General features: G+C 53.7%; 11 protein-coding genes. 7 read left to right on the top strand and 4 right to left on the bottom strand.

The window, feature by feature from the left end:
- Positions 1-12 precede the first annotated feature (12 nt).
- The 3 genes from HEQ18_RS03925 to HEQ18_RS03915 are packed head-to-tail and all read left to right on the top strand — an operon-like array spanning position 13 to position 2,707.
- Complete coding sequence (locus HEQ18_RS03925) at positions 13-798, top strand: type III pantothenate kinase (protein WP_432815599.1); 786 nt, start codon at positions 13-15, stop codon at positions 796-798.
- Positions 795-2,438, top strand: a complete 1,644-nt coding sequence (locus tag HEQ18_RS03920; RefSeq protein WP_432815598.1) for a ribonuclease J — start codon at positions 795-797, stop codon at positions 2,436-2,438. The genes HEQ18_RS03925 and HEQ18_RS03920 overlap by 4 nt, the downstream gene beginning before the upstream one ends.
- Entirely contained in the window at positions 2,435-2,707 is a 273-nt protein-coding gene (locus HEQ18_RS03915) for a DUF1467 family protein (protein WP_296197943.1), read from the top strand. Before HEQ18_RS03920 ends, HEQ18_RS03915 begins: the two co-directional genes overlap by 4 nt.
- 3 nt (positions 2,708-2,710) lie before the next feature.
- Here HEQ18_RS03915 and HEQ18_RS03910 read toward each other — a convergent pair whose 3' ends face one another.
- Positions 2,711-5,002: a hypothetical protein gene (locus HEQ18_RS03910; protein ID WP_432815597.1), complete on the bottom strand. Its 2,292-nt coding sequence runs from the start codon at positions 5,000-5,002 to the stop codon at positions 2,711-2,713.
- A gap of 218 nt (positions 5,003-5,220) precedes the next feature.
- Between HEQ18_RS03910 and HEQ18_RS03905 the strand changes: the two genes are divergently transcribed.
- The 3 genes from HEQ18_RS03905 to HEQ18_RS03895 are packed head-to-tail and all read left to right on the top strand — an operon-like array spanning position 5,221 to position 8,776.
- Positions 5,221-6,420 carry a hypothetical protein gene (locus HEQ18_RS03905; RefSeq protein WP_432815596.1) on the top strand — a complete coding sequence of 400 codons (1,200 nt, stop codon included), beginning with the start codon at positions 5,221-5,223 and terminating at the stop codon, positions 6,418-6,420.
- Positions 6,421-6,455: 35 nt separating this feature from the next.
- Positions 6,456-7,433, top strand: a complete 978-nt coding sequence (locus tag HEQ18_RS03900) for a hypothetical protein (RefSeq protein WP_432815595.1) — start codon at positions 6,456-6,458, stop codon at positions 7,431-7,433.
- The gene (locus tag HEQ18_RS03895; protein WP_432815594.1) at positions 7,430-8,776 is read left to right on the top strand and encodes a sensor histidine kinase; all 1,347 of its coding nucleotides are present in this window, start codon (positions 7,430-7,432) and stop codon (positions 8,774-8,776) included. Before HEQ18_RS03900 ends, HEQ18_RS03895 begins: the two co-directional genes overlap by 4 nt.
- 1 nt (position 8,777) lies before the next feature.
- On the opposite strand, the gene HEQ18_RS03890 is transcribed toward HEQ18_RS03895, so the two are convergent.
- On the bottom strand, positions 8,778-10,064 hold the full coding sequence (locus HEQ18_RS03890) for a citrate synthase (protein WP_432815593.1): 1,287 nt from the start codon (positions 10,062-10,064) through the stop codon (positions 8,778-8,780).
- 252 nt (positions 10,065-10,316) lie between these two features.
- On the opposite strand from HEQ18_RS03890, the gene HEQ18_RS03885 reads away from it, so the two are divergent.
- Positions 10,317-12,467 (top strand): ComEC/Rec2 family competence protein, encoded by a 2,151-nt coding sequence (locus tag HEQ18_RS03885; RefSeq protein ID WP_432815592.1) that lies wholly within the window; start codon positions 10,317-10,319, stop codon positions 12,465-12,467.
- Here HEQ18_RS03885 and lexA read toward each other — a convergent pair.
- Together lexA and HEQ18_RS03875 are read right to left on the bottom strand one after the other, a co-directional pair.
- Positions 12,461-13,144: a transcriptional repressor LexA gene (lexA, locus tag HEQ18_RS03880; protein WP_397602402.1), complete on the bottom strand. Its 684-nt coding sequence runs from the start codon at positions 13,142-13,144 to the stop codon at positions 12,461-12,463. The two genes, HEQ18_RS03885 and lexA, sit on opposite strands and share 7 nt — an antisense overlap.
- Before the next feature lie 70 nt (positions 13,145-13,214).
- Positions 13,215-13,628, bottom strand: a complete 414-nt coding sequence (locus HEQ18_RS03875; RefSeq protein ID WP_432815591.1) for a PH domain-containing protein — start codon at positions 13,626-13,628, stop codon at positions 13,215-13,217.
- Positions 13,629-13,651 lie beyond the last annotated feature (23 nt).

Genomic DNA, 13,651 nt, shown 5'->3' with positions numbered 1-13,651 from the left:
CAGGAGTGGGCTATGCTGCTCGCGATTGATACGGGTAACACCAATGTGAAATTTGCACTGGTCAATGACGCTGGCGAAATATTGCAGCGATGGCGCATTGCGACCGATGCGCGGCGCACGTCGGATGAATATGCCGTATGGTTGGATCAACTCATCCAGATGGCCGGCTTTCGCCGCAATGATATCAAAGCGGTTATTATTGCCACGGTCGTTCCGCGCGCTTTGCACAATTTGCAGTTGCTCGCGACACGCTATTTTGGGTGTGAGGCCTTGGTCGCCGGACGCGGAAGCGTCGGTTGGGGCATCCCATTGCGTGTAGCTGAACCGCATGCCGTTGGCGCAGATCGCGCAGTGAACGCCATTGCCGCGCAGTCCTTGGCCGACGGGCACAAGGTCGTCATCAGCTTTGGCACAGCAACCACCTTTGATTATATAGGGCCAGATGGTTCCTATCGTGGGGGCAGCATCGCGCCGGGCGTTAATCTGTCACTCGATGCCCTCTATGCCGCAGCAGCCATGTTGCCGCGAATTGCAATCGAACCACCGCCAAATGAAAGCGTTATTGGCACAACGACTGTTGGACAAATGCAGATTGGCATCTATTGGGGCTATGTGGCGATGATCGAAGGGATACTCGCACGGATGAAAGCTGAAATTGGCGAACCAGTATCGGTCATTGCGACCGGTGGTTTGGCCATCTTGTTTCAGCAACATGGCCATTTATTTGACCGGGTAGAGCCCGATTTGACGCTGCGGGGGCTGGCGCTTTTATATAGGAATAGAGACATTAACCCATGACGACCCCAAAAAATGAACTGCTTTTCCTTGCCCTTGGTGGGTCCAACGAAATCGGAATGAACGTCAATTTATATGGTTGTCAGGGCAAATGGGTGATGGTCGACTTGGGCCTTACATTCGCGAATTCGGAATATCCTGGAATTGACCTTGTCCTGCCTGATCTGGAATTCATCGAAAAGCGCAAGGACGACCTTCTGGGTATCGTTCTAACCCATGGCCATGAAGACCATATCGGCGCAGTTGCTTATTTTGCCGCCGACTTGGGCGTTCCACTCTATGCCACACCGTTCACGGCAACTCTCATCCGGGGCAAGCTCGAAGAAGAAGGCATAGCCGACATCGTGGAACTCAACGTGATCCCGATGGAGGGTGCGTTTTCTATGGGGCCGTTCGACTTTAAATTCGTCACCTTGGCCCACTCGATCCTTGAAATGAGCGCTTGCTTGATAAGCACGCCTTATGGGAAGATTTTCCACACCGGCGACTGGAAACTGGATCCGCACCCCGTATTGGGCACGCCGTCGACGCAAGAAGCGCTGACCGCCATTGGCGATAGCAAAGTGTTGGCGATGGTGTGTGATTCTACCAATGTGTTCAATCCGGAAACTAGCGGCAGTGAAGGCAGCGTAAAGGAAGACCTGTTGAAGTCTGTTAAGGCTGCCAAGGGCAGGGTCGTTGTCACAACCTTTGCGTCCAATGCTGCCCGGTTGCAGACCTTAAGCGAGGTCGCGCGCGAAAGCGGCCGCACCTTATGTTTCGCAGGACGCTCGCTCCACCGGATTATCGAAGCCGCGCAGGCGAATGGCTATTTGAAAGATATGCCTAAGACGGTGGATATGGAGAGCGTCGATAGCCTCCCACGTCACGACGTTATCGTGGTCGCCACAGGGGGGCAGGGCGAGGCACGTGCGGCTTTGGCGCGCATATCCGAGGGCAATCATCCGGTGAAGCTGGAAGCAGGCGACACGGTTATTTTCTCGTCGAAGCAGATACCGGGTAATGAAATCGCTATTGGCGTGATCATGAACAAGCTTGCCGAACGTAACATCCTGACCGTGACCGAAAAGCAGGCGCATGTGCATGTGTCCGGCCATCCGGGGCAACCGGAACTTGCCGCGCTCTATGATTGGGTTCGGCCAGAAATCCTTATTCCCGTCCATGGCGAGCGCCGGCATATGGCGGAACAGGCGCGGTTTGCGCTGGCGCATGGTGTGCCAAAGGCCGTGGTGCAATCCAATGGCGACGTGGTTCGCCTCGCGCCCGGTGAGCCTAAAATCATAGGCAAGGAACGGACGGGCCGCTTGATCCTCGATGGGGACACCATCATCGCCGCCGACGGCGCGACATTGAACGAACGCCGCCGCCTGTCATGGTATGGCCTGATTTCGGTCGCCTTCGCGCTGGACGCTAAAGACCGGATGCTCGGCAACCCCGAGATACGATTGCACGGTGTGCCGATTGAGGAAGATCTGGACGATTTTCTGGAAGAAGCCACTGCCGCTGCTGTTAAGGCGGTGAAGGACCATCGCGGTGATTATGACAAGTTGCGCGAAACTGTGCGTTTGGCTGTGCGCCGTGTGGCGGTAAGCTGGACGGGTAAAAAGCCGATCGTGGATGTTTTGATAGTGGAGACCGCATGACCTGGACGTCGATTATTGCCATTTATTTGCTGTTTTGGGTTATGACGGCGTTCGTCATCTTGCCCATTGGTGTTCGCACGCATGACGAACTGGGCCTTCCAAAGACTCCAGGCCAAGCGGATAGTGCGCCGGGGAATTTCCAACCCCAGAAGATTTTGCTGAGAACGACAATGCTTTCGGCTGCTTTGTTTGCGTTATATTACGCCAATTATAGCTATGGCTGGATAAACCGCGACAGTTTCGACGGGTTGTTTAACCCTCCCGTTTAGAACTTATTGGCGCAGCCGCTCAATGGCTTGCGCCAGCGCCACGTAAAGCTTGCCTATGTCAGACGACAGCAAGGTAACGCCAATCGCGTTGCCATCGCGCGTGCTGAGCAACAGGCGCATGATGCTCTCAAAATCATGAACGTAACGGTTCACATGTTCGCGGAACTCGCTGTCATCGCCATAATGTTTAGCAATGATTTTTGCCTCACGTGAATCCAGCAAGCGCACGGCGCGACGGGTAAACACGCCCCGGTCGCCCTTTAAATAGGCTGCCCATGCAGTATCTGTAACGTCGTTGGACAATATTTTGGTGACGTCGATAGCGGTAGAATTTAAAGATTCGGTCAAACGCACCATGCGGCGGGCAAAGCTGTCATCTTGGACCGATTCAAAGCCGTTTATCGTATCTGCTATTCGGCCTTCAAGGCGCATCGTCATGTCGTTGAGTTCGCCAAGTTGTTTGGCCACCAAAGAAGAGGCGGTTTGCGACAATTCGATGTTGCTCGATATGGCTTCCTGCACAGCTTCATTCATCGACGCGACCTGCGCATCGATTGCATTGGCCAATGCTGCGCGGTTTTGTTCGGTCAACTGATCGGCGATATGCGCCAGTTCCTCGTCGAGGATCTTGCGGCTGCTTTCTGCGGCAGCGCGGGTTGTTTCACGCACGCGGAGCAGCGATGTGACCAAATTGTCATTTGCTTGATCCGACATGTCTTGCAGCAGAGCCTGCGTTTGCTTGAGCGCAGCGCCGAGGGCATCTACTTGTTCATGGCGTGCCGCAAAATGTGCATCGCTTTGGGCCATCAACGCGCCAACCGCGTCATGTTGCGCGGAGATTAATTGCTCAATATCGTTGAGCTTTTCAAGCGTTCCGTCGCTTATATTGTCGAGCGCTTCCGCAGCAGCAAGAGCCGAGTTCACTTGCTCTATGCCCTGTGTCATGCGCGCGTTCACACTGTCCATCGCGGAGGGAATCTTATGGCTTATTTCCAGATTGGCCGCGCTAAGCGATCCAATCAACTTGTCCGATTGGTCCAATAAGATTCCGGTGGTTGATTGGTTGTCGGACAGGGCGCTTCCTAGTGAACGGGTGCTTTCAGCCAGCGCCGATACGGCAAAGGCAAGTTTCGACGTCTGGTCAGTGGCCGTACGATCAATCTCTGAAATCTGCGCGGCACTGTTTTGAATATGTTCGCTAATATTGGCGATTATGGCCTGAATGCGCGCCTCTTCCTGACTGGATTGCCCTTCAATGTCACCCAAAGCGCGACGTAGGTCGGCGAGGTTGGCCAGGATTTGGGCTTTGCTGCGGGTAATGAGAGTGTCGGCATCGCTTGATGCCTGCGCGATGCCGTTGGAAATCGCTTGTGCGGCGCTGTCCATAAGCGAGGCCATTTCGGCGCTTCGGTCGAGCGCCTGGGCGCTTTTGTCGTCGAGCAGCTTCACATTGTCGCTCAACGATTGCTCTAGCCGGTTGGACAAGTCATCCGCACGCGTTTCGACATTCTGCATGTAGTCGCTTACAGATTTACCTGCATCGCTTACGCGCTCAAGGGCGGCAATCATTGCCTTTATCTGCACCTGTGCATCATTACCTGCGCTTCCGATCTGGTTGCTGACATCTTTGGCTGCGCTTGTCACAACAGGCAAATGTTTGCGGAGTTGCTCCAAATTTGTATTGGCGGCGTTGCTCACCGATTCTAGCGTCTTTGCCTTTTCATCGCTATCCGCAAGAGCGGCCGATAACATTTGCGCAGAGTCCACTAGGTTTTTTGAAGATTGGCGACCGACTGTTTCCAGCTCACGCGCATTTTGGGACAGAAATTGGCGCGCAAGCGATATTTCTTCGTTCACCGACCGCATCCGTATTGCCAACGCGTCGCTTTCCGTCCGCAGCACGTTCGCTACCTTGCCAAAGCGTATGGCTTCCCGGCTGCTGTTGCGCATGGACAGCAGCCACAGGACAGCAATTAAAAGCGTCGGAATGGCCCATGTCGCGATCAGCGTTGCAATACGGTCATCGTTCATACCAAATTGCGCTTCAGACCAATATGTTAGGCCAAAAAACGCGGACCAAGCAACGAACGCGACCAACAGCAGCGTTGGTGCAACATATTGCCCGACACCCGCATGGTATGACGTTTCGTCCGCCCCACGATCATAATCATAATCCGCTGCTTGATTGTCTTCCGCAATGCCCCCGGCATTGCTGTTTACATCCTGCACAGCAGTTTCGTGTTCGGTTTCAGCGATTTCGCGGTTCAGGCCGACGATTTTTGAGCGTGTGGTCATAGGGGCCTATTTAACACAATATTCGGTTAGAGAAACGCAAACTTTTCAAATTGCGCAAAGGTTAATGAAACGACCGTGGATTAGGGTCAGGTTACGGCAATGTGAGTGTCGCAATTGAGCACTTTAACGCACATATCTAGGCAGGCATATCATATTTCTGTTGGCAAAACGGCCTTAACGTTCATATCTGAAAAATGCTTTCCGTTCGAAATTCGAATTTGCCGACAATCGCTTTGCTCTCCGTCGCGTGCGATAATAGCAGTGGACAGGGTGCCGCTGCTGGCACCGGGCGTTCGGACTTGGCCGGCGTATCCTTGATTGAATATCAGATAACGACGCTAGCGCGAGCTGGTATCCAACGATTCCTGATTGAAGTTGAAAATATCGACAGTGTGTTAATCGCGCTGGCCGACCGTTGCGCATCGCGAAAACTAACGGTCGATTTTGTCCGTACGGGCGGGGATATCTTGCGTCACATCAACGCCGATGATCGCATATGGGTGCAATCTGGGCAGTTATATGTGCAATTAGGGCTGGTTGAAACACTTCTTAAATCTGCCGAAAATTTCATCGCCACAATTGATGGCCGTGACGAAAATCGCGCGTTTGAACGTATTGATATCAACACACGGTGGGCTGGTGTCTCGGTTGTTGGATATGAATCTATCGCGATGTTGCGTGACCTGCCAGAAGACTGGAGCATTATATCATCCCTGCTGCGGCAGGCGTTGCTGGCTAAAGTTCCCTTTCGCCCATTGTCTCAACAACATGTTCATAATGGCACGCTGACCGTGCTGACGGGCGCGCAGGACTTTTCGGAACTCAATCGCCAGATACTTCGGCGACGTGTTGCAAGCAGGGCAGGCTATGTTGAGGCAAAATTATTCGGGCCGATTCTTGCCCGTCTCGTTCCGCTTATCTGGCAAAGCCCAACGGCGGTAACCGCGACTAAATTCGCGGCCCCTGTAATAGCGTTGGCGGCACTTGCGTTGGGGCTTGGAAATCTGGTGACAGCAGCAACTGTCGCGGCATTTCTATCCATCGCGGCGAACGCATTACGTTTGGCGGTGACAGATGATGCGGATGGCAGTGATCACATACAAAGCCTGTCAGTTGTCACTTGGACGCTGATCATATTGGCGATGTTCGGTAGCGTTTATGTTGCGACATCCTATGATAACAACGGCTTATTTGCGGCGTTTGCCGTCGCTTCGCTTGCATATCTTACCCACAAAATGGCGATGCCTGGATGGGCTAAACAGGTGTTGCATTCACCTGCTGCTTTGGCGTTACTTGCTATCATTGGGGCTGCGACCGTCGGAATAATGACTATATTACAATGTATTATGGTATTACAGCTTAGCGTTCTGATGATCGCAGGCATGATACGCGACGCTGAAGGCAAAAAATCAAACTAAGCTTAAAGCCGCGTTAACCTAAAATCCCTATAGCCATGGCTGTTAACCATATGGGATTGGCGTTGAATCCACCATTTGACCCGCATGAAGATTTGCTTTCGATCGCCACCGCACATGCGCGCGATGTTGATGCCCTGTGCCTTGATACGGCGGCTATCATTTTCCCATCGGCCACGCTTTCTGCCTCAGAAGCGATGATTAGCGCTGTTTCGGTCAAGCTTCTTCAACTTGTGCGCGACATTGAGGTAAAACTTGCAGGCAACGCTCGCGAACCAAAGACATGGCCGTTGTTGGTTCGGTCCGGCTTTTTACGCGAAACGGCGTTGGTCGAGTTTGCCATGGCGCGGGTTGCGGAGGACAAAATAAATGATCGTCTTGGCCAGGGCCAACCTGCATTTGTGACTGGGTTGTTGGACCATCCGGTCAGGAATGTTGCGGATGCCGCACAGATACTGCTTGCCGCCGATAGCCTGCACCTGCGGGCAGGGGGGCGGACGTTTCTAAACCTGCCGCCTGAACTTCTTTACAAAAGCTGCTGGCGTGTCGTCGCAGCGCTTGAGGTGTCGCAGGGTGAGCGTTCTGAAGTTGTTATCAAGGCAGCCCACGCACTTATCGCCTTATACGACGAAGCCCGCACTGCTCCTGCTGCAGCGCGCAAAATCGTTCATTTCTTAAATGATGAATTGCGCGATGACCTTTTAAATCCGGCCACGTGCGGCGTGCATCTTTTCGTAGCGCAGCTGAGTGCGGAACTGAATTTGGAACATGACCATGTATTGCGGATCATAGATTTTGAATCTGCTGTGGCACTCATGATCTTGATCGCAGCAGTCGGCATAGCGAAGGCTGATGCTTTACCGATATTGTTGGATGTCCGTTGTAAAATGCTTACCCCGCGTGAGGCCGCGATATTCGAAGCAAATTACGAAAAAATCAGCAGGCAAGACGCGCTGAATACTGTCGCATCCTGGTCGGCATCGCGGCTTTCACTTTTGACATTTGGTCTGAAATGACGGGTGCGGCACTGTCGTCAATGCCCGTTACGGGCGAATTGTCGCGTGACGGCCATTTGCTGCGCGCAGACGATAGGCTGACCAAGTTGCATGCGGGTGCAGGCGGAACGCGCGGCGGCATCATTGCCTGTCCAGCGCTATTTGGGCTGGTACAGATTGTTTCCCGCCTTCAAATGCGTTTGGCGCGCGCACTGATCGTGTCAGATGGCACCGACAATTTCGAATTGTGGGTCGAAGCGGAGCCAGCAGGCGAGAATGTGCGTATCGCCATTTTGAGTTGGCGGAGCAAAACCGCAAGAAATCCGGATACTTCAGCGAAGTTGTCCTGGGCACGCGTAATGGATGAGACCATGACGCTCAACTTTGACCAAGCTTTGCGGTTGGTCCGTGCAACCGGTCCAGTGGGCGATGTGATTCATCAGGAAGATTTCGGTTGTGGCGCGCGACATGTCGTCACGCGACTCCTTGGTGATACGGGAGACATATATCTCCGCGACATAGAAAAATTCACTGCAATCGGCCGATCAAGCACCAGTTTAAATACAAATAACGATACGTTGTTATGGGGCGAACCGGAAACCAGCTCGTCTGGCGCATGTACCGGCTACACGCTATATATTTCCAAGGCCCCTACAGGCGCTTCTGTCGGCTATAAAAGATCGCAACTTGTCGATCCGGCGTTTGTCTTTGGGGAAAATCTCACGCCTATTCTGCATCGGCCGTTAAGCCGCATCATCGCGAATGCCGACACAATCGGAAATGAGCTTCTTGGCCCCGTTCGGTATAATTACGCGACATATGCGCGCGATATTTCCAATGCTGCGCGCCACCTGACGGCTCTGGTCGAAGATCTGGGGGATTTAGAAGCTGTTGAAAGGCCCGGATTTACAACCGCGCCCGATAGAATTGAACTTGGCGATATGGCGCGGCGCGTGGCTGGGCTTCTCGCTCTTAAAGCCGCCGACCATAGCATTAATGTGAAAGTTCCGGACGAAGCAATGCAGGTGAATGCCACCGCAGAGTTTAGACGTGTGCTACAGATTCTGCTGAATTTGGTCACAAACGCCATCCGTTATGCGCCAGACGGAACCGAGGTAAGCTTGGACATCCGCGCTGAACCCGATTGGTCTATTATTTCGGTTTCCGACCAAGGCAGCGGCGTATGTGCGGCAGACCGAGAGCGTATATTCGTCAAATTTGAACGTTTGGGTAGGTCGGGCGATGGCGGAAGTGGCCTCGGCCTGTATATCTCGCGCCGTCTGGCGCGGGCGATGGGCGGCGACCTTACCGTCGGTGATGCCGAAGGCGGAGGCGCAATCTTTATGCTCCGCCTTCCCCGATAATTCAGCGTGCGTCTAAGCTATGGTAAGGACGGTGATTTGGTCCGGTATACAACTGACGCGGGCGACCAATTTTCTGTGCGGGATCCGAAATCATTTCGTTCCACTGGGCAACCCAGCCAACCGTGCGCGACAATGCGAATAATACGGTGAACATTTCGGTCGGGAAACCAATCGCCGACAGGATAATGCCGGAATAGAAATCGACATTCGGGAACAGCTTCTTCTCAATGAAATAGGGGTCGTTCAACGCCATTTCTTCCAACTGCATCGCAACGTCGAAAATCGGGTCGCTGATATTCAATTCGGTAAGAACCTCACGCACCGTTTTCTGCATGACCGAAGCGCGCGGGTCATAATTTTTGTAAACCCGATGACCAAAGCCCATCAAACGGAATGGGTCATTCTTGTCCTTTGCCCGTTCAATATAATGCGGGATCCGGTCAGGCGTGCCGATTTCGCGCAGCATGTTCAATGCAGCCTCATTCGCGCCGCCATGGGCTGGCCCCCACAGGCAAGCGATGCCGGCGGCGATGCATGCAAACGGATTAGCGCCCGATGATCCGGCCAAGCGGACGGTCGAGGTGGATGCGTTCTGTTCATGGTCGGCATGGAGGATGAATATCCGGTCCAACGCGCGCTCAATAACGGGGTTCACAACATATTTTTCCGCAGGAACACCAAAAGTCATGCGCAGGAAATTGCCGGTGTAGGACAAGTTGTTGTCAGGATAGACAAAAGGCTGCCCTACCGAATATTTGAACGCCATGGCCGCGATTGTGGGCATCTTCGCGATCAAACGGTGGCTTGAAATCATTCGGTGTGTTGGGTCGCTGATATCGGTGGAGTCATGGTAAAACGCCGATAGCGCGCCAACCACGCCGCACATTATGGCCATGGGGTGTGCATCGCGGCGGAAACCACGGTAAAAAGTTGCCAATTGTTCGTGCAGCATCGTGTGCCGCGAAATCGTGTGACTAAACTCGTCCAATTGCGCCTTGTTGGGCAGTTCGCCGTTCAACAGTAGATAGGACACTTCCATGAAGCTCGACTGTTCGGACAGCTCTTCAATGGAGTAGCCCCGATGCAAAAGAATACCCTTGTCGCCATCAATAAACGTCAGCGCGGATTCACAGCTTGCCGTCGATGTGAAGCCAGGGTCGAAGGTGAAATGGTCCGACGCCCCGTAAAGCTTGCGGATGTCGATCACGTCAGGGCCTTGTGAACCCTGCATGATGGGCAAGTCATAGCTGGTGTCGCCAACGGTGAGCGTCGCGTTTTTATCGGCCATTCTGAAACTCCATATCTTCTAAGCTATATACCGGGCTGCCCTTTAGAAAGGCATGTTTTTTTTATGACACGGGACGCGGGAAACACCCGTGACGACAATCTAAGGCCCTTCAAGTGCCAATGTTTCGTGGAGAGAATATGGCTATGTCGTTGACTAGTCCAATGGTAGGAAATTCCATGGGCGTCAAGGCAAACAATGGCTTGCGCATCGCGGATAAATTGCGCTTTCATTTCTTGGTGCTAAATAGCTGTGGTGGAACAGAAATCTGGCAATATGGTTGAGGACGGAAACGTCCGGTTTGGTGCGCCAAAGACGCTGTTTGCAGTTCTGGAAAACTGGCTCGACCGCGAACGCGACCAATTACCCTTATGGATACCCGTTGGTATCGGATTCGGCGTCGCATTCTGGCAGTTTTTTGGCACATCTGCTTGGGCAGGATTGGCAATGTCATGCGCTTCCTTGTTGTTTTTCGGGAACTTGGCGCCACCATATAGCCGCTTGCGGCAAATGGCCCGAATGGCGGCTGTTGCGATATTGCTTGGTTTCTTCCTGATTGCCTTTCGATCAACGACGGTTGCCCAGCCAGTTTTAGGAAAAATATGGACTGGGGAGTTTTATGGGCGGGTTGAAGCGGTTGAAAATATCTCCGCGCGCAATGTTTACCGGCTGCGGCTCGCCACGGGCGATAGCCCGGACTTGCCGCCTTTTGTGCGTGTGAACCTGTCACCGGAACAATATAAAGACGATTTTCAGCCCGGCGCGATCATTCGCCTGCGCGCACGCTTGCTGCCTCCGGCAGGGCCAACTTTGCCCGGCGGATATGACTTTGCCCGGCGCGCATGGTTTCAACAGATTGGCGCGACCGGAACGGCTTTGGGCGATGTCCGGCTTTTTCAGAAAGCAGACAGCGGGGCATGGTTCGCGATGCAGCGTACGGCGCTAACAGAGCATATACTGGCATCCATGCCCCCCGGAAGCGGTGCAATAGGCGCAGCATTGGTCACCGGCGATCAGGGGCATATCAGCGAGGCCGATGCACAAGCCATGCGGGACAGTGGTTTGGCGCATCTTCTATCCATCAGCGGGCTGCATGTGACGGCGGTGGTCGGGTTCGTTTTCATCGCGGTCAGCCGCCTTTTGTCTTTGTCGTCATGGCTTGCATTGCGGGTTCCCATACCCGTCATTGCCGCAGCAACGGCAGCTTTAGCTGCGCTGGCCTATACGTTGTTAACGGGGGCCGAAGTGCCAACGGTCCGATCGTGCATCGCTGCGATCCTCATCTTGATTGCGCTGGCGTTGGGGCGCGATGCGCTCACGCTGCGGTTGGTGGCCTTTGGTGCGTTAATAGTGTTGATATTCTGGCCCGAGGCAATGGCGGGTCCGAGTTTTCAACTCAGCTTTGCGGCCGTTGCGACCATTGTTGTCATGCATGATCTGCCGTTCATAAGGCGGCTGACCGAACGGCGCGACGAAAGCCTGGCGCGAAAGGCGGCGCGGGCGGTCGGATCGCTCATCCTGACCGGCGTCGCCATTGAACTTGTCCTTACCCCCATCGCCCTGTTTCATTTTCACAAGGCAGGGCTTTACGGTGCCTTGGCCAATGTGGTGGCCATCCCGATGACGACGTTCATCATCATGCCGTTGGAGGCATTGGCGCTGGTTTTTGACGTGATTGGCTTGGGGCAGCCATTTTGGTGGCTGGCAGGGCAGGGCATAGCCGCGATTTTGGCGCTGGCGCATTCCGTCAGTGGCCTGCCCGGCGCGGTCACGATGATGCCTGCGATGCCGATATGGGCCTTTGCTGCTTTCGTTGTTGGCGCGTTGATATTTGGCTTGCTGACCACAAATGTCCGCTATTGCGGCGTTCCGCTTTGCGCGATCGGCATCATCGCAATGGTGACGGCACCACGCCCCGATATTCTGGTGACGGGTGATGGCAAGCATCTGGCCTTGGTCAGTGCAGACGGAGAGGTCGCGTTACTGCGCGGAAGGGCGGGTGATTTTGTGCGCGGGATGATTTTTGAAAAAGCCGGAAGCTTTGCAAAAGCTACGCCGATTGAGGATTGGCCCGGCGTCCGATGCACGTTGGACAATTGCGTGATGACCGTGACGGGTGCAGAGCGATCATGGACATTGTTGGCAACCAGAACACGCACCCCCATTGCGTCCATGGAAATGGCCGCAGCGTGCAAACGCGTCGACATTGTCGTCAGCGACCGATGGTTGCCCCAGTCATGCCGCCCCAAATGGATAAAGGCGGACCGCCGATTGCTTGAACAAAGCGGCGGTCTGGCCTTTTATCTGGATGCACAACGCGTGGTCACGGCCAACGAAAGCAACCGCCATATGCCTTGGGTGAAGGCCGCTCATGCCGCGCGCGCGGCGAACGCATCCCATCAATGATATCGGCGCAACAGTCCGGCCAGCTTACCCTGAACCTCAACCTCATGCGGCGCATAATATTGCGGCTCATAACTGCCATTGGCGGGGTCAAGGCGGATTTGCTGACCTTCACGGCGCAGATATTTCAATGTCGCTTCCTCGCCGCGCACCAACGCCACCACAATTTCGCCATCGCGCGCCGTGTTTGCCTTACGGATCAGGGCATAATCGCCATCCAATATCCCCGCCTCAATCATCGAGTCGCCGGATACCTCAAGCGCATAATGCTCACCTGCACCCAATAATGCCATCGGCACCGATAATGAATTCTGGCCTTCCAGTGCCTCAATCGGCACACCGGCGGCGATCTTGCCGTGGAAGGGAATTTCCATGACATCATTGGCGGCAACAGGAATCTGAATTTGCGGTTTGCTTTCCTTCACAGGCGCAAAGCGGGCCACATTGTTACCGCCCATATTCCCGCCTTCGGGCATTTTCATAACTTCAAGCGCGCGCGCACGGTTGGCGAGTCGCCGAATAAAGCCGCGTTCTTCCAATGCACCAATCAAACGGTGCACCCCGGATTTACTCTTCAGATCAAGCGCCTCTTTCATTTCCTCAAACGAAGGGGAAATGCCACTTTCATCCAATCGTTGGTTAATGAATATAAGCAGTTCGTGCTGTTTTGCCGTGAGCATATTCAGGGTCCCATCCTGTTGAACATGAATGGAACGATTAGAGAACAAAAGCGGTTATGTCAAGAACATCCTAGCTTTTAAATTCCTCTTGAACGCTTAGGAGAACTCGCCGGAACATCAGCGGATTGCTAATGCCTACAATGGGCGCTTGTGCCGTTCCCGTGCCCGACATTACCAAGGTCCCAAAGTTGCAAATTCTGCCTATAAATCCTTGCTGGACTTGAATGCTCTCAACACGGGGCAAGAGTATTTCAACGGTTTGGCGGCTAATCAGGCCATATTTAGCGACAACTTTCTTGTCTGTGATCGCCAGTTCAGTGCTCCACCATCTCAGAAAAGCTATCAGGAAAAAAACAAATCCGACCACAAACCACATTGTAGCAACGCCTAATAAAATCAGAAACCATAGAGACCACACACTTACACGAGCCTGATACTTAACAGTCTCGCCCGGTGCGAGCGTGGTTTCAACAAAGCTTCCCATAAAGCATTCCCCTCCGAAATTTC

It is taken from the genome of Sphingorhabdus sp. (assembly GCF_050921905.1).
In the GTDB taxonomy this organism is placed as follows: Bacteria; Pseudomonadota; Alphaproteobacteria; order Sphingomonadales; family Sphingomonadaceae; genus Sphingorhabdus_B.
The sequence above is the reverse complement of the archived record's forward strand: the minus strand, read 5'-3'. Positions and strand labels throughout refer to the sequence as shown.